19 protein-coding genes, 1 other RNA gene and 1 pseudogene are annotated in these 18,199 nt (G+C 57.7%); 4 read left to right on the forward strand and 17 right to left on the reverse strand.

The genetic code is table 11. The features are described from left to right. The first annotated feature begins 142 nt into the window (after positions 1-142). Positions 143-661 carry a thiol peroxidase gene (gene tpx, locus JW799_RS27025; RefSeq protein ID WP_080837249.1) on the forward strand — a complete coding sequence of 173 codons (519 nt, stop codon included), beginning with the start codon at positions 143-145 and terminating at the stop codon, positions 659-661. 72 nt (positions 662-733) lie between these two features. Here the strand turns inward: tpx and JW799_RS27030 are convergent, their stop codons facing one another. The 5 genes from JW799_RS27030 to cshA all read right to left on the reverse strand — a co-directional run bounded on the left by JW799_RS27030 (position 734) and on the right by cshA (position 3,902). Further along, positions 734-1,117, reverse strand: coding sequence for a DUF1499 domain-containing protein (locus JW799_RS27030; protein WP_080837246.1), 384 nt, complete (start codon positions 1,115-1,117; stop codon positions 734-736). A gap of 78 nt (positions 1,118-1,195) precedes the next feature. Further along, positions 1,196-1,377: non-coding RNA, 6S RNA (gene ssrS, locus JW799_RS27035), on the reverse strand. A gap of 58 nt (positions 1,378-1,435) precedes the next feature. After that, positions 1,436-1,822: a YesL family protein gene (locus tag JW799_RS29070; protein ID WP_240353423.1), complete on the reverse strand. Its 387-nt coding sequence runs from the start codon at positions 1,820-1,822 to the stop codon at positions 1,436-1,438. 5 nt (positions 1,823-1,827) lie between these two features. After that, positions 1,828-2,202 (reverse strand): YesL family protein, encoded by a 375-nt coding sequence (locus tag JW799_RS29075; protein ID WP_240353424.1) that lies wholly within the window; start codon positions 2,200-2,202, stop codon positions 1,828-1,830. Between the two features lie 59 nt (positions 2,203-2,261). Further along, positions 2,262-3,902: a degradosome RNA helicase CshA gene (gene cshA, locus JW799_RS27045; protein ID WP_080837240.1), complete on the reverse strand. Its 1,641-nt coding sequence runs from the start codon at positions 3,900-3,902 to the stop codon at positions 2,262-2,264. 188 nt (positions 3,903-4,090) lie between these two features. On the opposite strand from cshA, the pseudogene JW799_RS27050 reads away from it, so the two are divergent. Both JW799_RS27050 and JW799_RS29845 read left to right on the forward strand, forming a co-directional pair. After that, a pseudogene (locus JW799_RS27050) lies at positions 4,091-4,665 on the forward strand (YitT family protein); the annotation flags it as partial. Positions 4,666-4,797: 132 nt separating this feature from the next. Continuing rightward, the gene (locus JW799_RS29845) at positions 4,798-4,923 is read left to right on the forward strand and encodes a DUF2179 domain-containing protein (protein ID WP_338026374.1); all 126 of its coding nucleotides are present in this window, start codon (positions 4,798-4,800) and stop codon (positions 4,921-4,923) included. Positions 4,924-5,042: 119 nt separating this feature from the next. Here JW799_RS29845 and JW799_RS27055 read toward each other — a convergent pair whose 3' ends face one another. The 7 genes from JW799_RS27055 to JW799_RS27085 all read right to left on the reverse strand — a co-directional run bounded on the left by JW799_RS27055 (position 5,043) and on the right by JW799_RS27085 (position 9,156). Next, positions 5,043-5,261, reverse strand: a complete 219-nt coding sequence (locus tag JW799_RS27055; protein ID WP_080837233.1) for a DUF3906 family protein — start codon at positions 5,259-5,261, stop codon at positions 5,043-5,045. A gap of 33 nt (positions 5,262-5,294) precedes the next feature. Further along, complete coding sequence (gene pfkA / locus JW799_RS27060; RefSeq protein WP_080837231.1) at positions 5,295-6,263, reverse strand: 6-phosphofructokinase; 969 nt, start codon at positions 6,261-6,263, stop codon at positions 5,295-5,297. A 63-nt stretch (positions 6,264-6,326) separates the two neighbouring features. Beyond that, on the reverse strand, positions 6,327-7,403 hold the full coding sequence (locus tag JW799_RS27065; RefSeq protein ID WP_080837228.1) for a tetraprenyl-beta-curcumene synthase family protein: 1,077 nt from the start codon (positions 7,401-7,403) through the stop codon (positions 6,327-6,329). A 30-nt stretch (positions 7,404-7,433) separates the two neighbouring features. Next, complete coding sequence (locus JW799_RS27070; protein ID WP_080837226.1) at positions 7,434-7,781, reverse strand: hypothetical protein; 348 nt, start codon at positions 7,779-7,781, stop codon at positions 7,434-7,436. Between the two features lie 200 nt (positions 7,782-7,981). After that, entirely contained in the window at positions 7,982-8,314 is a 333-nt protein-coding gene (locus tag JW799_RS27075) for a hypothetical protein (protein WP_205432630.1), read from the reverse strand. Positions 8,315-8,353: 39 nt separating this feature from the next. Beyond that, positions 8,354-8,806 (reverse strand): hypothetical protein, encoded by a 453-nt coding sequence (locus tag JW799_RS27080; protein WP_205432631.1) that lies wholly within the window; start codon positions 8,804-8,806, stop codon positions 8,354-8,356. Further along, a complete protein-coding gene (locus JW799_RS27085; protein WP_205432632.1) occupies positions 8,794-9,156 on the reverse strand; it encodes a hypothetical protein in 363 nt (120 codons plus the stop codon). Before JW799_RS27085 ends, JW799_RS27080 begins: the two co-directional genes overlap by 13 nt. A gap of 98 nt (positions 9,157-9,254) precedes the next feature. Here JW799_RS27085 and JW799_RS27090 point away from each other — a divergent pair, with 98 nt between their 5' ends. Next, entirely contained in the window at positions 9,255-10,418 is a 1,164-nt protein-coding gene (locus JW799_RS27090) for an MFS transporter (RefSeq protein ID WP_205432634.1), read from the forward strand. A 78-nt stretch (positions 10,419-10,496) separates the two neighbouring features. On the opposite strand, the gene JW799_RS27095 is transcribed toward JW799_RS27090, so the two are convergent. The 5 genes from JW799_RS27095 to aspS form a co-directional block, all read right to left on the reverse strand. Next, on the reverse strand, positions 10,497-11,837 hold the full coding sequence (locus JW799_RS27095; RefSeq protein WP_240353425.1) for a hemolysin family protein: 1,341 nt from the start codon (positions 11,835-11,837) through the stop codon (positions 10,497-10,499). Between the two features lie 236 nt (positions 11,838-12,073). After that, positions 12,074-13,393 (reverse strand): replication-associated recombination protein A, encoded by a 1,320-nt coding sequence (locus JW799_RS27100; RefSeq protein WP_205432636.1) that lies wholly within the window; start codon positions 13,391-13,393, stop codon positions 12,074-12,076. Positions 13,394-13,477: 84 nt separating this feature from the next. Next, positions 13,478-14,515: a CotH kinase family protein gene (locus JW799_RS27105; RefSeq protein WP_080840880.1), complete on the reverse strand. Its 1,038-nt coding sequence runs from the start codon at positions 14,513-14,515 to the stop codon at positions 13,478-13,480. An 865-nt stretch (positions 14,516-15,380) separates the two neighbouring features. Beyond that, entirely contained in the window at positions 15,381-16,142 is a 762-nt protein-coding gene (locus JW799_RS27110) for a tRNA threonylcarbamoyladenosine dehydratase (RefSeq protein WP_205433125.1), read from the reverse strand. 217 nt (positions 16,143-16,359) lie between these two features. Further along, positions 16,360-18,198, reverse strand: coding sequence for an aspartate--tRNA ligase (gene aspS / locus JW799_RS27115; RefSeq protein ID WP_080837214.1), 1,839 nt, complete (start codon positions 18,196-18,198; stop codon positions 16,360-16,362). Position 18,199: the final 1 nt, after the last annotated feature.

The raw sequence follows: 18,199 nt of genomic DNA on the forward strand, positions 1-18,199 counted from the left end.
CGCTCCTTTTCCGACGGCGCCCGGTTTCCATGGAATGGACAACCGCGTTTCTCAACGATTATAATAAATTCGGCAAGCTTATCAAAGTCTGGGTTTTCCAGTCCGAACCCGGCTCTATTCCCTGGAGGAGGTAATTCCGAATATGAGTCAAGAACGCGCAGGCGCAGCAACGTTTAAAGGCAACCCGATTACGCTCATCGGCCCCGAGCTCAAAGCAGGCGATCAGGCACCCGACTTCGTCTTGAACAAAAATCTGCTGGAAACCGTCTCCCTCAAAGATTTCGCGGGCAAAATCAAGCTAATCAGCGTCGTGCCTTCGATCGATACCGGCGTATGCGACGCGCAAACGCGCCGCTTCAACGAAGAGGCTTCCAAGCTCGGCGACGATGTCGTCGTCCTGACGGTCAGCGCCGATCTCCCGTTCGCGCAAGCCCGCTGGTGCGGAGCGGCCGGAGTCGATCGCGTCGTCATGCTGTCCGACTACAAAGACAACAACTTCGGTAAATCATACGGCGTTTTGATCAAAGAGTTTCAACTTGATCTCCGCTCGATTTTCGTTCTCGACAAAAACGATCAAATTACGTACGTCGAAGTGCTGGGCGAAATGACGGAGCACCCGAATTACGAGTCCGCCGTCGCCGCCGTCAAAAGCTTGCTGTAATCGTAAACCCGAAGGAACATAACAAAAGCGAGGCAGGCCGCGCGCCTTCCTCGCTTTATTATCGTATGCCGATTAACGCTTGTAAGCGGCAAGCTTCTTATCGAGCACCGCATAAATCTCCTGTATGACCCGGTAATTGGCGCCAAGATCGCCAAGCGATCCGCGGGAGGCCGAATAGATATCGACGGCCGAATTTCCGGGGCCGGTTCCGACGACCTGGACGGTAATGTCCATCGTACGGCCGGACAGCGTGCGCTTTTCCATGACGATTTCGCCGATGGTCGGCACTTCATGCAAGACGCGGTAGCCTTGCATCTTCTTGAGGATCGAGCCGACCTCTTCCCAAGCGCGGTCCTTGGACAGACGATAATAATGGGATTTCAGTTTCGGATCTTTGGCCCTGTCGCCGGTATGCTCCTGACTTCGAAACAATCCGATGAGTATTCGCTTTAGCAATACACTCTCTCCCTCCGGGTGCCAACTGTGCCAATTCTAATCTTACCACGTCAGTCCCGGGGTGAAAACAGTGAGATGAGAAAACCCGCCTATGCCGTTCGACGTGCAAGTTTCTGAACCCGCTCTCGCAGGTGGGTGTCCGCATCCGAGTTTTTGAAGTCCCCTTTAGGGGGCGTGACAGCCGCTCGGTCATATGAGACTCCCGATGAAACAGCATTGGTTCAAAACAATAAGCGCCGTAACGTACATCGCAGGAAGTACTCCCATTATAACATGCACCGTTCAAAAGTAAACCCGGGACGTGCTGGCATCGCCGACTTATTTGCCCTTCTCCTCTTCGTCTTTCATCTCCGATTCGTCCAGCGGCAGATCGTCTTCCTGGCCTTGCGCCTGCTGCGCTTTCATCTGCATTTTCTGAATCGTATGATAAAAATTGAAGAACGCGACGACCGCGACGATGCTGCCCATGAAAAACGGAATCAAAAAGGTGAACTGGAAAAAGCTCAAATAGATGACGAATGCGCTTATAATCGCCGTCGACAGCGAGCGAAGCGGACGCCCGATCGTCAGGATCAAAGCGTTTTTGAGCAATTGAAACGTTTTCATATGAAAGTGGGACAGAAGCGAGAAAAACTGAAACAATGAAATGAACAGCAGAACCATCAGCGCGAGGAACAGGATCGCCACGACGCCGAACCCTTCCAAATCCCTTAAATACACCTGATAGTCAACGATAAGGATAAAGAACAGGACCGCATACAAAAGCCCCCAAGCATCGCCTGAAGGTAATTTTGCTTGTAATTGCGGAAAAACGTTTTGAACAGAGGGACGTCCGTCTCCCCCATCACCCATTTCCGGGCGACCGAGAACATGGCCGAGGTCGCCGGAAAAAAAGTGAACGGGAGCAGGATGGCGATCAGGATCATCGTTGAAATAAATTGATCCGTCGTTTCCGATTGCAGCAGCACCAGAAACATATACCAAATCGGCAGGGAACAGACGATCCACAGCACGTTGGTCACGGACAAACGCATAATCCATTCGGAAATTTTGTAAAAACCGCCCATCATGCCCCGCATTTCCATAGGATTTCCTCCTAGATGACGTGATCTCGATTTAATCTGTCGTCGTTACCGCGCCGATGTCAAATGTTGACGAAATCCTCGCTTTGCGAACGTGTATTGCGCGTATCGTCTCGTTGATCGTTGCGTCTGCCGCGGGAACCGCCGTCGCGGAACGTAGACGAGGAGTCATCGCGCCAGCTGCGTCCGCTGTTGCCGCCGCCTTCGCGATACGGTCTGCGGTTGCCGCCGCCGTAGCCTCCGCGATATCCGCCTTGGCCTTGACCGCCGCCTTGCCGCCAGCCGCCGTCGCGATTGCCGCCGCCGGGACCGTTGTATCGGCGCCCTTGACCGCCGTAACCGCCGCCGCCGCGTCCGTCGAATTTGCGTTTCTTCGAGCGGATCGGATCTTCCGGCGTAAGCTCGACGGAGACGTCGTTCTTGTCGCCCGCGAGAAGCTTCATCGCGGCGGAGAGCAGCTGAATCGAATCGTACTGCTCGAGCAATTGCGTCGCCGCCCACTTGAACGAGGACAGGTCCTCCTCGTTGCCGATCGCTTCGATCAGCCGGTCCGCGATGACGCGCTGCTTGCCTTCCATCGCTTCGGCAACCGTCGGCAGCGCCTTCTTGGCGATGCGGATGCGGTTAACGCGCTCGATAAAATGCAGGTGATCCGTCTCGCGCGGCGTGACGAACGTCCAGGAAGTCCCTTCCTTGCCCGCGCGGCCCGTACGGCCGATGCGGTGAACGTAGCTTTCCGGATCTTGCGGCAAATCGAAGTTGATGACGTGGGTAACGCCCGAGATGTCGAGACCGCGCGCAGCGACGTCGGTTGCCACGAGCACGTCGATGCTTCCGTCGCGGAATTTGCGCATGACCGCGTCGCGCTGGTTCTGCGACAGATCCCCGTGCAGCCCGTCAGCCGCGTATCCGCGCTTCATGAGCGCTTCGGACAGCTCCGCCACGCGGCGCTTCGTGCGCCCGAAGACGATCGCCAATTCCGGCGGCTCCATGTCGAGCAGGCGGGAAAGGCCGTCAAACTTCATGCGCTCCTGAACTTCGATGTAGAACTGCTGGATGGAAGCATTCGTCTGGTGCGTCTTGGGAATGACCGAAATATGCTCGGGGTCGCGCAAAAACTGCTGGGCCAGCTTTTGGATGTTCGGAGGCATCGTCGCCGAGAACAGCAGCGTTTGACGCTCTTCCGGAACGAGCTTGAGGATGGATTGAATATCGTCCATAAAGCCCATGTCGAGCATTTCGTCCGCTTCGTCCAGGACGACCGTCTGAACGTCGTCAAGGCGGATCGTCTTCCGGTTAATGTGGTCGAGAAGCCGTCCCGGCGTCCCGATAATGATCTGCGGCTTGCGTCTCAAGCCCCGGATTTGCCGGCCGATGTCCTGGCCGCCGTAAATCGCCAAAGAGCGCAAACCTTTGAACCGTCCGAGCTTTTCGATTTCTTCCGCAACCTGAATGGCAAGCTCGCGGGTAGGCGCCATGATCAGCGTGACGATGCGATCTTCGTTGGCCGCGATGCGGCTGACGAGCGGAATGCCGAAGGCGGCTGTTTTGCCTGTGCCCGTCTGGGCCTGGCCGATCATATCCTTACCGCTTAGAGCGACCGGAATCGCCTGGGCCTGGATGGGAGTCGGTTCTTCGTAACCAAGTTCCGAAATGGCTTGCAGCACGTCGGGCTCCAAACCGAATTGTGAAAATGTACTCAAATTGTTTTCAAACTCCTTCTGTTATGGGCCTTCTTTAAAGCTAATTGCGTCCCAAAAAATATACATTCCATTATAACACACAATCGACATCCAACACCAGCAAAGGTAAAACCGCATGCCTTCCAAAGCGAAGGGAACCCTAAATCCATCGCACATCGAATCGTATCGGCGGAGGAAAATCGTTCCCGATGAAAACCATTTTGCACGAATTGCCGGCTGTCGGACTTATCGTTCTGTGCGCCGCGGTCATCTCCGCCGGGTTCCAGCTGCTGCTTATTCCCCAGGAAATGCTCAGCGGCGGCATATCCGGCGTCGCCATGATCGTCGGTTACGTAACGGGTCTCAACATCGGCTGGCTTTATTTTGCCTTAAACGTCCCCGTTCTATTGTGGGGCTGGAAAGCGCTCGGCAAACGTTTCGTTTTGCTCAGTCTCGTTTCCGTGATTTCCGTTTCGGTGTTCATGCAGCTCATCCCCGTACGCCCCTTTTCGGGGAGCCCGTCTTATCCGCCGTATTCGGAGGCGTTCTGGTCGGAGCCGGCACCGCCGTTTCGCTTCGTTACGGAGGCTCTACCGGCGGGTTCGACATCATCGCCTCCATCATTTCCCGCTCGCGCAATTTGCCCGTCGGGGCGCTCCTGTTGGCGTTGAACGGAATCGTCGTCGCCGCCCTCGCCCTTTACGCCCGCAACGCGGATGCAGCCCTATATTCTATGCTGTCGATCTTCGCAACGGGAAAAGTAATTGACGCCGTTCACACGCCTCACCGGAAGGTTACGGCGTTCATCGTCACGAACCGGGCGGAGGAGCTCGCCGAAAAGCTCCTGCGAATTCCCCGCGGCGCGACCTTGCTGAAAACGAAAGGCGCGTTTACGAGCGCAGAACGGGATTTGCTGATGACGGTGACGACCCGTTACGAGCTTGCCGATTTGCGAAAGCTGGTCAAGGAAACGGACCCGCAAGCGTTCGTCAACGTCGTTCAGACAGTAGACGTCATCGGAGAGTTTCGGCAAAAACGCTAAGCGAGAACCGAACGGAGCGCCAAAGCGCCGGCCCGCGTTCTATAGCATGCGCAATTTTCGGCGAAACGGAAAGGCTGCTTCCCATGGGCGGCGGATCGCCGGGGAGCAGCCTTTTCCTTTTATCCGAGCCGGCCGTTATGCTCAACGACGTAGCCTGCTCCTTTTACGGCACGGCGCTTTTCGATCAGCACAAGCTCGCGCACGTCCTGCTTGCCGACAAAATGCCGCTCGAGATGGACTTCGGCCTGCTCCATCGCTTCGGCGTCGGAATCGCCCATCACGATCATCGTGACGCCGGGCCGATCGCCGAACACTGCCTCCAGCTTGTACAAGTACATATAGGCGTCCCCGTTTCGGGCGACCGCCCGCCCCTATTGGGCGAGGCGAATCGCCAAGTTGTACAGATCCATGTCGATCGCTTTTTTCGTGGATACGACTTTGTCGATGTCCGTGACGACAAGTTCGCCTTTGATGATGCCGCAGGCTTTGGCGGAATCGCCCTCGGCGAGCTTTTGCACGGCGAAGTCGCCCAGCCGGCTGGCCAAAATCCGGTCGTTGTGCGTCGGCGTGCCGCCGCGCTGGATGTGCCCCAGCACCGTCACCCGCGGCTCGATTCCGCTATGCTCCGTGATCTCGCGGGCGATGTCCTCGCCCCGGCCGACGCCTTCGGCCACGATAATGATGCTGTGGCGCTTCCCGTTCTGGAAATTTTCCTTCATCCGCGTCGAAATCTCGCGAATGTCAAACGGGACTTCCGGCACGAGAATCGATTCCGCCCCGCTGGCAAGCCCGGCGTAAAGCGCAATGTCCCCGCAGTGACGGCCCATGACTTCGACGACGGAGGAGCGCTCGTGCGACGTCATCGTGTCGCGCAGCTTGTTGATCGCGTCGACGACGATGCTTACCGCCGTATCGAATCCGATCGTAAAGTCCGTGAACGGAATATCGTTGTCGATCGTCCCCGGCAGGCCCATCGTCTTGATGCCGAGCTTGCTCAGCTTGTTCGCGCCCTGATAGGAGCCGTCCCCGCCGATGACGACGAGGCCGTCGATTCCGTATTTGCGCAGCACGTCCGCGCCCCGCTGCTGCCCTTCCGGCGTCATGAATTCCTTGCAGCGGGCCGTCTGCAAAACGGTGCCGCCGCGCTGGATGATGTCGCCCACGCTTCGCAGGTCCATCGGCCGCAGGTCTTCGTTAAGCAGCCCTTGGTATCCCCGTTGAACTCCGTATACTTCCAAGCCGCGGAAAAGCCCGCTCCGCACGACCGCCCTCACGGCCGCGTTCATCCCTTGCGAATCTCCGCCGCTGGTCAATACGGCAATTTTTTTCACTGCGCTCATGAACGATTCCTCCTAGAATTTCGTTGCAAACGGCCGCCGCTTTCGTTCGTGACGCTTGCAAATTTACATGGCCTTGCGAATGAAATGGCTGTTCAACCAGAAAAACAACCTTGTCCACGGACTGCCCTTCATCAAAATTCGGGCCGTGTGCTCGACTCTGCGCTGGCCCCGCACTTTCGGATCGGACAAATACAAGGCGAGCAAGCCTTCCACGATCATGCGGTGAAAGCCGGCAAACGGCAAATGATCGGCGGAAGCTCTTGCGGCCTGCACCATCCGGAGCATTCTGGCGTTGAGCTCGTCCTGATTCTCGTAATAGCTGCAAAAATTCAGGTCGCCGCCCTGTTCGTCCTCCGCCTGGTCGATCAGATAATCAAGCAAAATATGCAGCCCGTTGATGGCCGGAAAATAAGAGTCGCGGATTTCGCCGGCTTGCTTCGCGGTGAGCTTCTCGTCGCTGGCGGCGAGAAACAACATGAACATGCCGAGCGTCGACCCGGTCGCCGCGGCGAATTCGTTCCACAGCAGTTCCGGATAGCGGGGCGCGTGCTGCTGCCACCAGGCGAGCAGCTTGTCCTCCCGCAGCGGCTTGGCGATATGCTTGTACACTTGGAGATCGCCGTACAGGCTCACGAGCTCCCTGACGTCTTTCTGCACGAGGGAGTACGAAGGAAGGCGTTCGATGCAGGCTTGGCAGCGTCTGACGAGCGCTTCCAGGTAGCCGCCGTCGTTCTGCTCGGCGCGGAGCGCGTAATAATTCGTCAAGGGCGCACCGACCGTCACGGCATCCAGCATGCTGCGGTGAAGCAGCCGAAAATCGTCGGCGTCGAGCGACGTGCTGCGATCGCACAAGTTATCCAGGTAGTCGCTGATCGTCTGCAGCGCCACGATGAGCGGGATCAGCACATCCCTTTGCTCCAGGTTCGCGGCGGCGTAAACCGCCCCTCCCTGGCAATGGAACTCCTTATGGGCGATGCTGCCGAGCGCCTGCTTCCGCAATTCGGAGTCCGGAATGCTCTCCGCCATCCTCCGCCATCCTCCGAGATGTTCCTTTACGCCGGGAAGAATGTACTTGTAGACGCGATGCATCAGGGCAAAAGGACCCCGAGGAGAGCGGCCGGCAAGCAACGTTTGATTCATGCGGCGCAACCTCCACCTGCTAGCCTAAGCTCAGCTGTGTTTTCGTCGTTCTTCATCCATATCCTGCTGGGTCCGGTACCAAATATGCAAGTCGTTGATCCTGCTGGCCAGCTCGGCGATCGCGCCGTTCAGGCGGCAGGATTCCTCAAAGTCTTCCTCTTCGTACAGGCCTTCCTGCAGCCTCTTGATTTGCTCCTCGAACGCGAAAATCCGATCGGGGATCGTTCCCCGGATCCGTTCCCACGCCTCGAGAAGAAGCGATTGCCTCGACCGGCTCAAGCTTTCCCATGGAACGGCCAAACAAGGCAGCGTGATGCCCAGCCGTTCGCTTGCCGCGAACTGGCTCTCCACCCAAATTCGATCCTGAAGTTGTCCCATGCTCAACCCCTATTTCCGCATCATTCTTTAATTTATCATTTCGAATGGGCTAAATCCAGTGAAAAAGTATTGAAAACGCCTACTCAATCGTGACGAACCTGCTATAATACACGGGTAGAGATAAGGAGATGAAACGCTTGGGCTCGCAACAGGAAAGCGTCACCTTAAGACGTCTTTTTTTCTTTTTTATTCCGTTGGGCTTATCGGCGCTGCTGATCAACCTGTCGCACGTCATCGTCAACGGCACGCTCGCCCGCGCCGATCATCCGGAGCTGATCCTGGCGGGCTACGCTACGGCGATGAGCCTGCTGTCCGTCACCGAGAAGCCGGCCATCCTCTTTCGGGAAACGTGTTCCGCGCTCGTCCGCGACCGGCTGTCCTTTTCGGCCGTCCGGAAAGTGGCGTTTATCGTTTTCGGCGGATCGCTCGCCTTCGGTTTTATGATCGCATTCACGCCGGTCGGCTATTGGGTGTTCGGCGGCGCGTACGGAGCGGAGCCGGAAGTGGCCGAATCCGCGGTGAACGTTTACCACGCGCTCATGTTCCTCAGCGTGTTTTCGGGCATACGCTGCTTATATCAAGGCGTTATCATCTACAAAATGCGCACGCGCTGGCTCACGATCGGCATGGTGATCCGCCTTGCGGCCATGTTTCTGATGTCGCAATATATGCTGCACGTTGGCGTGACCCATTCCCGGCAAGGAGCCGTTATTTTCGTATTCGGCATGATCATCGAGGCCGCCGTCAGCTGGTTCGAGGGAAGCAAACTTGCCCGCGGGCTGCCGAAGGAAGAGCCCGATTGCGACATCCGGCGACCGAAGCAGGTGCTTCGTTTCTACAGCCCGCTGTTGTTTTCCTCCCTCATTATCATGTGGGTGTCTCCGGTCATGAACGCCCTGCTGGGCCATACCGATCAGGGCACGCTTGCCATCGCTTCCTTTTCCGTCGCGGCGAGCTTCATGAACATGTTTCTCGGGTTCTTTTCCTATTTTCACCAAATCTCGTTGCAGTTTTATCGAACGCATCCCCTGCTCGTGCGCAAATTCGTCCTGCTGATGGCGTTCATACCGGGAACGCTCATTTCCTTGATGGCGTTTTCCCCGGCGGGTCCCTGGCTGCTTGCGAACGTCATCGGCGTGGAGGACCGGCTGCTGGAATCGTGCGTTAACGCGCTGCGCGCCTTCATCCCGTACGCGTTCGTCTTTCCGTGGCTGGATACGCTGAACGGCGTCATCTTGTCCCAGGGGCAAACGAAGCTCATGTTCGGCTCGCAAACGTCCAACGCGGTGCTGACGCTGATTTTGATCGTCACCCTGACGCTTTCGCTGCCCGGCTGGACCGGCGCCCTCGGCGCGCTATCCCAATCCGGCGGCATTCTGGCCGAACTCGCGCTGCTTTACTTTCTGTTCAAACGAACCAACCGGCAGGCAAGGCTCGAAACCGGACTGCGGCCTCCGGCAAGGGGGCCGGCGCATGAAAAAGCTGCAGACCGATTCCGTTCAGTTGGCCGTCCTGCGCTGCCTTCATTTCGCCAACTATGCGACGATGGCGCTCGTCGTGTCGTTTTTCCCGCTTTATTTCGACGACATCGGCTTCTCGAAGCTGCAAATCGGAGCCGTCTATTCGATCGGACCGATGCTCTCCATTTTTTCGAACCTGCTGGCGGGCATCATCAGCGACAAAACGAAAAGCCTGAAGCTCGTGCTGAACCTTATTTTCGTCGGGCAAATTATAGCGCTCGCCCTGCTGCTTCCCCAGCGGGAATTTGCCGTCGTCGCCGTTTTCATGGGGCTGTTTTATTTTTTCCAAACTCCCGTCAACACGATGATGGACAGCTTGAGCCTGCTCGCCTCCGAACGAATGAACCGGTCGTTCGCTTCGATCCGGATGTTCGGCTCCCTCGGCTATGCGGCATGCGCGGTCGTCTTCGGCTTCATCCTGAAAGCGACTGGCTCCGGCCTGACGTTGTGGATCGGCCTTGCCACCGTATGCTGCTCGCTTGCGCTGGCCATCGCGCTCGGAAACTTCCAAAGCTCGCTCAAAAAATTCGAATTCGGCGGGCTGATCGACATTATCCGAAAAAAGGAAACGCTCGTCTTCTTCCTGCTCGTGGGCCTCGTTTCCGTCGCCCATCGCATCAACGAAGGCTTTCTCGCCGTCGCAATGCGCGAACTGGGCGCCAGCGACTCGCTGATCGGCACGGCCTGGCTCGCTTCCGCCGTCAGCGAAATCCCGATGTTTTTCCTGCTGGCGAAATACGGCCATCGGTTTCGCGAGCTTCCGCTGCTGGCGTTCGCCAGCGTCTTCTACATGATTCGGATGGGGCTGCTCGGAATCATCGAGGAACCGTGGCTGTTCGTGCTCGTCCAAATGATGCACAGCATTACGTTCGGCATTTATTACATTACGGCGCTCCGCTATCTGCAATCGATCGTGCCGGACGAATTCCGCTCGTCGGGCCAAGCGCTGTACGCCGTCGTCTGGACCGGCCTGTCGGGGCTGGCCGCGGGTACGATCGGCGGCTGGATCTACGACGCCTTCGGGCAGCCGGCGGTCTTCCGGACGGCCGCGCTGTTCGCCTTGACCGCGGCGGTCGGTTTTTTGGCGGTGCACTTCATGCGGGGCAGACATTCGTAACGGCAAAAAAAAGGCTCTCCCGGCTAATCGACGATGGCGGGAGAGCCTTTTTTCTATTTCTTCATTTGTCCGTATATGTTAACCTGTTTCCGCCTGAACGCCTGCCCAATTGGCGACTTCGATCGGCTTTACTTGAATCCGCGAAATGCGCAGGTTGTCGGTTTCCTCGACGACGAACAGAAATCCGCCTTCCACTTCGACCGTCTGACGCTTCGACGGAGGGATTTCGATTTGCGAATACATCCAGCCGCCGATCGTATCGTAGTTGTCCGTCGGAATGTCGAGGCCGAAATATCTGTTCACCTCTTCGATCAGCATCATGCCGCTGATCGAATACGATTGGTCGTCCTTCTTTTCCAGGTCGGGACGCTCTTCGTCGAATTCGTCCTGGATTTCGCCGACGATTTCTTCCATAATATCCTCGAGCGTGACCAGGCCGGACGTTCCGCCGTATTCGTCGATCAAAATCGCGATCTGGGATTTTTTCTTCTGCATCAGCTTCAGCAGCGTGCTGATCGGCATGCTTTCCGGAACGGTCAGCATCGGCCGAAGCAAATCGCCGATATCGCGAACGGAGCCGTCGGTCGCTTTAAGCAGATCCTTGATGTGTACGAAGCCGATGATGTTATCCTTGTCGCCGTCGCAAAGCGGGTAACGGGTATGCATTTCCTTTAGCGCGATCGTTTTGTTTTCCTCGAAGGAAAGATTCGTATACAGGCAAATCATGTCCGTCCGGGGAATCATGATTTCGTGCGCGTTCGTTTCCGCGAATTCGAAAATATTGTCCACAAGCGTAAGCTCCGTGTTGTCGATCAATCCGCTTTCATGGCTTTCTTTCATCAAAATCCGGATTTCCTCTTCGGTGCGGGCCGAAGAAATTTCGCTTGCGGGCTCGATGCCGAACAGCTTCAAAATCGATCTGGATATGCCGTCCAAAAGCCATAAATACGGGCTCATCAATTTGCGGAAAACGATAAGCGGCGCCGCCGCGAGCTGCGTGATCTTCTCGGCTTGACGAACCGCCATCGTCCTGGGCGCAAGTTCCCCGAGAACGATATGCAGGGCCGCAACGATCAAAAAGGCGAAAACGATGGACAACGCTTGAATCCAGCCGTCCGATAAGCCTAACCAGTGAAGCGCGGGCGCAAGCACGCTCGCGATGACCGGTCCTCCGAGCCACCCGAGTCCAAGGGACGCCAGCGTGATGCCAAGCCGGCAAGCAAACAAATACGCGTCGAGTTTGTCCGCCAGGCGCGAGACGAATTTGGCTTTCGAATTCCCTTCCTGCGCAAGGGTATCGATTCGGGCGCCGCGAACTTTGACCATCGCAAACTCCATGGATACGAAGAAGCCGTTCAGGAAAACCAATATAAACACCAAGATTAGATCTACCGTTAACGGAAACGGGTCACTGTCCAAGCGCTTCCTATCCCCCCATTCGTCGGAGGATAGGTACACCTCCTTTGATGAAAAAAGATAAATGATGGAAAAAGCACACAGCTTTACTTTAGCTTAGACGTTTTGCGATGAACCGTCAACGAACGGATCGCCCCGCAAACGGCCGTAGTATCCATCTGTATTCGCGGTAATCCCCGTCCTATGCCGGTTTTTCGGACGGTACGGCTCGAAACGGCCCAAATCGTTCGACGAGCCGCCTATCTTGCCCTGTTTTGCCGGCGCCGGCGCTCCTGGTTTTGGCGGATTTTATCTTCCATTCCTTGCTCCGTCGCCTCGTAGAAGATGGTTCCGTGCAGCTTGTCCGGCAAATATTGCTGTTCGACATAGTGCCCGGGATAGTCGTGCGGATACCGGTAACCGACATGCCCCAGCTTCTGCGCGCCGCTGTAGTGGGCGTCCCTCAGGTGCATAGGCACCTCGGAGGTTCCCGCCGTGTCCATGGCTTCCATCATCCGGCCGATCGTCGCGGCGATCGAGTTGGACTTGGGACTTTCAACCGCGAACAGGATCGCCTGCGCGATAATGTACTTGGCCTCCGGCCAGCCGATCCGGTGGTACGCTTCCATCGCGCTGACCGCTTGCACCATCGCTTGCGGATTGGCAAGGCCGATATCCTCGCTGCAAGCGACCGTCAACCGGCGGAGGAAGGTCATCGGATCCATGCCGAGCCTCTCGACCGCGTACAGGAACCAGTAGAGGGCAGCGTCGCTGGAGCCCCTCACGCTCTTATGAAAAGCGGACAGCACATCGTACTGCGTCGATTCGTCCGCTTGAACTTGCGGCTGGCGAATCGATTCCTCCGCGATTTCCAACGTAACGCGAACCGTCCCGTCTTCGCGGGAAGGCGTCGTGACCGCCGCCAGTTCGAGCGCCGTCAGCGCCCTGCGGATATCGCCGTTCGCCATCGCGGCAATGTGCAGCAGCGCTTCTTCGTCGACCTCCAGCTTCATGAAGCCGAGGCCTTTGACCGGATCCGCGAGCGCTCTTCGCATCGCGATCAGCGAATGCTCCTTCGTAAGCGCATGCAGCCTGAACAGCGTGGAACGGGAGAGCAAAGCCCCGTTGATCGAATGGTACGGATTTTCCGTCGTCGCGCCGATAAACACGATAATTCCCTTCTCGACGGCCGGCAGAAGGGCGTCTTGCCTGGCGCTGTTGAAGCGGTGAACTTCGTCGAGGAACAAAATCGTTTTGCGGCCGTACAGATTTTTATTGTCTTCGGCCCGATCGATCACTTCCCGCACGTCTTTGACCGAAGCGTCGACGGCATTCAACCGGACATAGTCCCCTTCCGTTTTTTTCGAAATAATATGAGCGAGCGTCGTTTTCCCCGAGCCCGGGGGTCCGAACAACAAAATCGAGGACACCGTATCGCCCTCGATCGCCCTCCGCAGCAGCTTGCCCGGACCTACGATATGCTCTTGGCCGATATATTCATCCAGCGTCTCCGGCCGCATCCGGTCGGCAAGACGTCTGGAGCGCGGCTCGGTTTCCGCGCCGATGCTGAACAAATCCATCGCTTATCCCGCCTTTCCTGTACTCTCCATCATACCAGATTCGGAGGCGGGCGTTCCAACCCGGGCGAAGAAGCCGCGCCATCGCTACAAACGCGAAAGGGCGGATGCGACGATCGCTCTTCGTTCCCGGATATAGTTGCGGATGACGTTCGGTTCTCCCAAAAACTGCTCGTACGGCCACTGCTGCAAACGATCCCTTCGGACGTACGGCGATATTGAGCCATGCATTTCCGCCGCCGCGCGCATGATGGTTTTTTCGGTAAACGTTTCGTCCAGCGCCTTCCGCAAAATCCGCTTGTAGCGCAGCATATAGGGACGGTGCTTCAACACCTTTTCGGTCAAATGATTGTAGCCGGCAATATCGACGAGGTCGCTCTCGACCGCCCTGCCGTAGCAGTTGCGCCCCCACGTTCCTTCGTAATCCCAGGGGACGATGCGCCACTTCCCGCTTGCATGGTGCCGGTACAAGGAATAATTTTGCTCGAACCCGTCGAAATTGCCGGTAAGGACGGCGCCGGCGAGCCACTTCAAGTAATTGTCGACATCCAGATTCCGGTCGAGGTAAGCCGCCAGCCGGCTTTCCGGGGTGCGGTGGATGCCGCGTATGAACGAAGCGAGCCTTGCTTTTTCGTCTTTTTCGCCGAATCGGTATTCGTACCCGGATAACTGCGAAGCGGAGTCCCGCACCCCGAAATCCGCCCGATTGTTGACCGCGTAAAAAAGCGATCGGGCTCCGATCCCTCTCCGTCGGAAAAAACCTCGCTCCACCGCTTCGATTTCCAAATAGACGCCGAGGGAAATGCCGTTTCGGACGAGCAGCACATGCTTCGTTCGCGGGCTGGGCACGCCAAGCCGTTCCAAAAACCAAAAGGAAAGCGCGTTCCGGATCATCGAAGGGTCGTCGAACTCCGCGTTGTAATGAAACGTTTGGCCTTTGCGGACCACCTCGTAGGAGCGCTTGGGGTACCCCCGCGTATGACCGCCGCGATAACGAATTTTCACCGGCGTCGTCCTGCCGTTCGTATGAAGCGCCGCTTGAACGTACCGATCCCTCCACAGATTCATCTCCAGCTGTTCGCTTTCGGCTTCTCCGATCGCGAGCGATCTTACGGGAATATGCATAACGACTCCGCCTTTCGTCATGGAAGCCACGGATACTCGCCTTGTTCAGCGTATGTCCCCGGGAAAAAAGCGGAAACGGCAGCTGTCACGGTTCGATTGCAAGAAAAAAGCCGACCGGTTTGCGAGGTCGGCCTTTTGATCGTTTCCGAAGCAACGGATCATTCATCGATGACTTCGGTTACCGAATGATCGTGACGACGTCCGCATCCGCATGGGCCTAGCGAGAGCGGACCCCACATCTGGCGCTGAACGCCGGCGTAGTACGTTCCCGTGCGGTGTCCCGCCGTGCGATTGCCCATCGTGCGATTGCCTCTTGTCTTATTGCCCGTTCCGCGATTTCCTCCTATCCGGTTCGCCGGCTTGCGATGGCTTTTACGGTGCTTTTTGCAGCCGCTTGCCTTTAAATTGCGGGCGCCTGCCTTTCGATTCGCGCCTCCTTTTTTTCTGCTGAAAACGCCCCAGGATTGATCGTTCACCCTTTCCACCTCCATATCGCGTGATAATCCAATCTATGAACGATCTTGTCCCACTGATAGAGACAAGCGTCATCCGGGCCGCAAAAAAGGCATCTTCTCTCTAGCTTTTGCGGAATCGCGAGATTCGGCGCACGGGTCCGAACCCGCGGCGATGGGCCGCTCCCGGCCTCGTTAAACGACGTAGCGGGAGATTCGGGCGAGTGACTGGAGCCGCAGGGCGCCGGCGAACTTTTGGGTGAAGACGGGAGGCAATGGAGTGCCATGAACGAAATGGGGGACTTTTCAAGCAAAAAGGGCGACCCAAACGGCTGGAATGGCTTGCCGAAAGGGTGCGCCCTCATCTTTGTGCGAGACATTAGATCGGGAAATCGGGGATTCGGATCGCGATCCTAAGCCGTCGGTCGGCTTCCGCGCTCCAGCAGCTCGCGAACGGCGACGCTGACCATAATCAGCCCCGCCACCGGCGGCACGAACGCGTTGCTGGCGGGCGGCTGCTGGGCCTTGCGAATTTCCTTGGGCGCCGTCTCGGGCACGATGCGCTGCGTGACGTCGTCGCGCGGCTTGAGCGGCTCCTCTTTGGAGAAGACGACCTTGACCCCTTTTTTGATGCCTTCCTTGCGAAGCTTCTGGCGAACGACGCGCGCGATCGGATCGACCGTCGTTTTCGAAATGTCGGCCACTTCGAAACGGGTCGGATCCATTTTATTCGCGGCGCCCATGCTCGAAATGATCGGTATTTTTCGCTCGAGGCACTGCTTGATCAAATGGATTTTGAAGGAAATCGTATCGGAAGCGTCCAGCACGTAATCCAGCGGAAACTTGAACAGCTCTTCGTACGTCTCCTCCGTATAAAACATGCGCAATGCGATCGCGTCGCAATCCGGATTGATCAGCTTGATGCGGTCGCGCATAAGCTCCGCTTTCGGCTGGCCGACCGTCGTCGTCAGGGCATGGATCTGCCGGTTAATGTTCGTAATGTCGACGACGTCCTTGTCGATCATCACGATCCGGCCGACGCCGGATCGGGCAAGCGCTTCCGCGGCGATGGAACCGACGCCGCCGATGCCCAGTACGGCGACGGTGCTCCCTTTCAAAATCTCCAACCCTTCCGGTCCGATGGCAAGTTCCGTTCTGGAGAATTGGTGCAGCATTTGGATGATTCCCCTTCCTTGTCGGCGAATGCCGCTGCAAATTGCCGAAGCCCAGCCTTTTCGGCCGTTGTCCGGCAGCGCGGTCCGATGGCCGTTGTCCGGCAGCGCGGTCCGACGGCGCAGTCCGGCGGCCTGTCGGCCGCCATCCTGAACCCGGCCGCTCAACTCCTGCGGCGCAGCTTCGCCCTTCGCTTGACGCGGCCGTCGGGCCGGCAGTTTAGCCTTGCGGCTGCTCCTGGTCGGCCGGCTCCTTGGCGTCAGCCGGAGCTTCGGCCTTGGCTTGCGCCGCCAGCGCCTTCGCGGACAAGCGGATATGCAGTTCTTCCAGCTGACGCGGCGCGACGGTCGACGGCGCGTCGGTGAGCAGGTCGGTCGCGCTCGCCGTTTTCGGGAAGGCGATCGTCTCGCGCAAGTTCGTCCGGCCGGCCAGCAGCATGATGAGCCGGTCGAGTCCGAAGGCGATGCCGCCGTGCGGAGGCGTGCCGTACTCGAAAGCGTCGAGGAAGAAGCCGAATTTCTCCTTCGCTTCTTCAAGCGTGAAGCCGAGCGCATTGAACATTTTCTCCTGGACGTCGCGGCGGTAAATCCGCATCGAGCCGCCGCCGACTTCGTAGCCGTTCAGGACGATATCGTACGCTTGCGCGCGGATTGCGCCCGGATCGGTGTCGAACAGGGGCAAATCCTCGTCCCGCGGACGGGTAAACGGATGGTGCAGCGCCACCCAGCGTTTGGCCTCCTCGTCCCACTCGACGAGCGGGAAGTCGACGACCCACAGGAATTTGAATTTGCTGCTGTCGATCAGGCCGAGGTCGCGTCCGACTTTCAGCCGCAGGTTGCCCATGACGTCCGCGGCGGTTTTCAGCTTGTCCGCGGAGAAGCAGAGCAGGTCGCCTTCTTCGACGTTCAAGCGTTCGGTGAGCGCCGCGATTTCCTCCGGCTTGAAAAACTTGACGATCGGCCCCTTCCACTCGCCGTCCTTGACCGTAATCCACGCGATGCCTTTGCCGCCGTAGCGGACCGCGAACGGCTGCAGGTCGTCCAGCTCCTTGCGGCTCCAGCTCGCGCAGCCTTTGGCGTTAAGCGCCTTGACGACGCCGCCGGAACCGGCGACCGATGCGAACACCTTGACGTCGCTGTTTTTGACGATATCCGTGACGTCTTCGATTTCGAGACCGAACCGCAGGTCCGGCTTGTCGGAGCCGTATTTGTGAATCGCGTCGCGGTAGGTCAGCCGCTGGAACGGGGTTTCGATGTCGACGCCGATCGTTTCGCGGAACAGCTTCGCCATCAGCTGCTCCATCATCGTCAGCAGCTGATCCTGAGACAGGAACGACGTTTCGATGTCGACCTGCGTAAACTCGGGCTGGCGGTCGGCGCGCAGGTCTTCGTCGCGGAAGCAGCGGGCCACTTGGTAGTAACGCTCGAGCCCCCCGATCATCAAAAGCTGCTTGAACAGCTGCGGCGATTGCGGCAGCGCGAAAAATTCGCCCGGATGCACCCGGCTCGGCACGAGATAATCGCGCGCGCCTTCCGGCGTGCTCTTCGTCAAAATCGGCGTCTCGACGTCGAGGAACCCGTTTTCGTCCAGAAAATCGCGAAACACCTTCGTCGCTTTCGAACGAAGCCGGAGCGTCTGGTACATTTCCGGACGGCGCAAGTCGAGGTAGCGGTACCGAAGGCGCAGCGCTTCGTCCACTTCGACGCCGTCTTCGATCGGGAACGGAGGCGTCTTGGCCGCGTTGACGATTTCGACCTCCTGAACGCGGACTTCGATTTCGCCCGTCGCGAGATTCGGGTTGTACGTCTCGGGGTCGCGGTCGACGACCTCCCCTTTTATCGCAAGCACATATTCGTTGCGCGCGCGGCTGGCAACGGCAAGCGCGTCGGCGGAAAACTCCGGATTAAAGACGATTTGCACGATGCCGCTGCGGTCCCGCAGGTCGATGAACAAAATCCCCCCGAAATCCCGCCAGCCTTGCACCCAGCCGTTCAAAACGACGGTTTCCCCGACGTTCTTTTTCGTTAACGTTCCGCAATCGCGATCTTTAAGCATCATG

Origin of the sequence: Cohnella algarum, from assembly GCF_016937515.1 — a bacterium.
In the GTDB taxonomy this organism is placed as follows: Bacteria; Bacillota; Bacilli; order Paenibacillales; family Paenibacillaceae; genus Cohnella; species Cohnella algarum.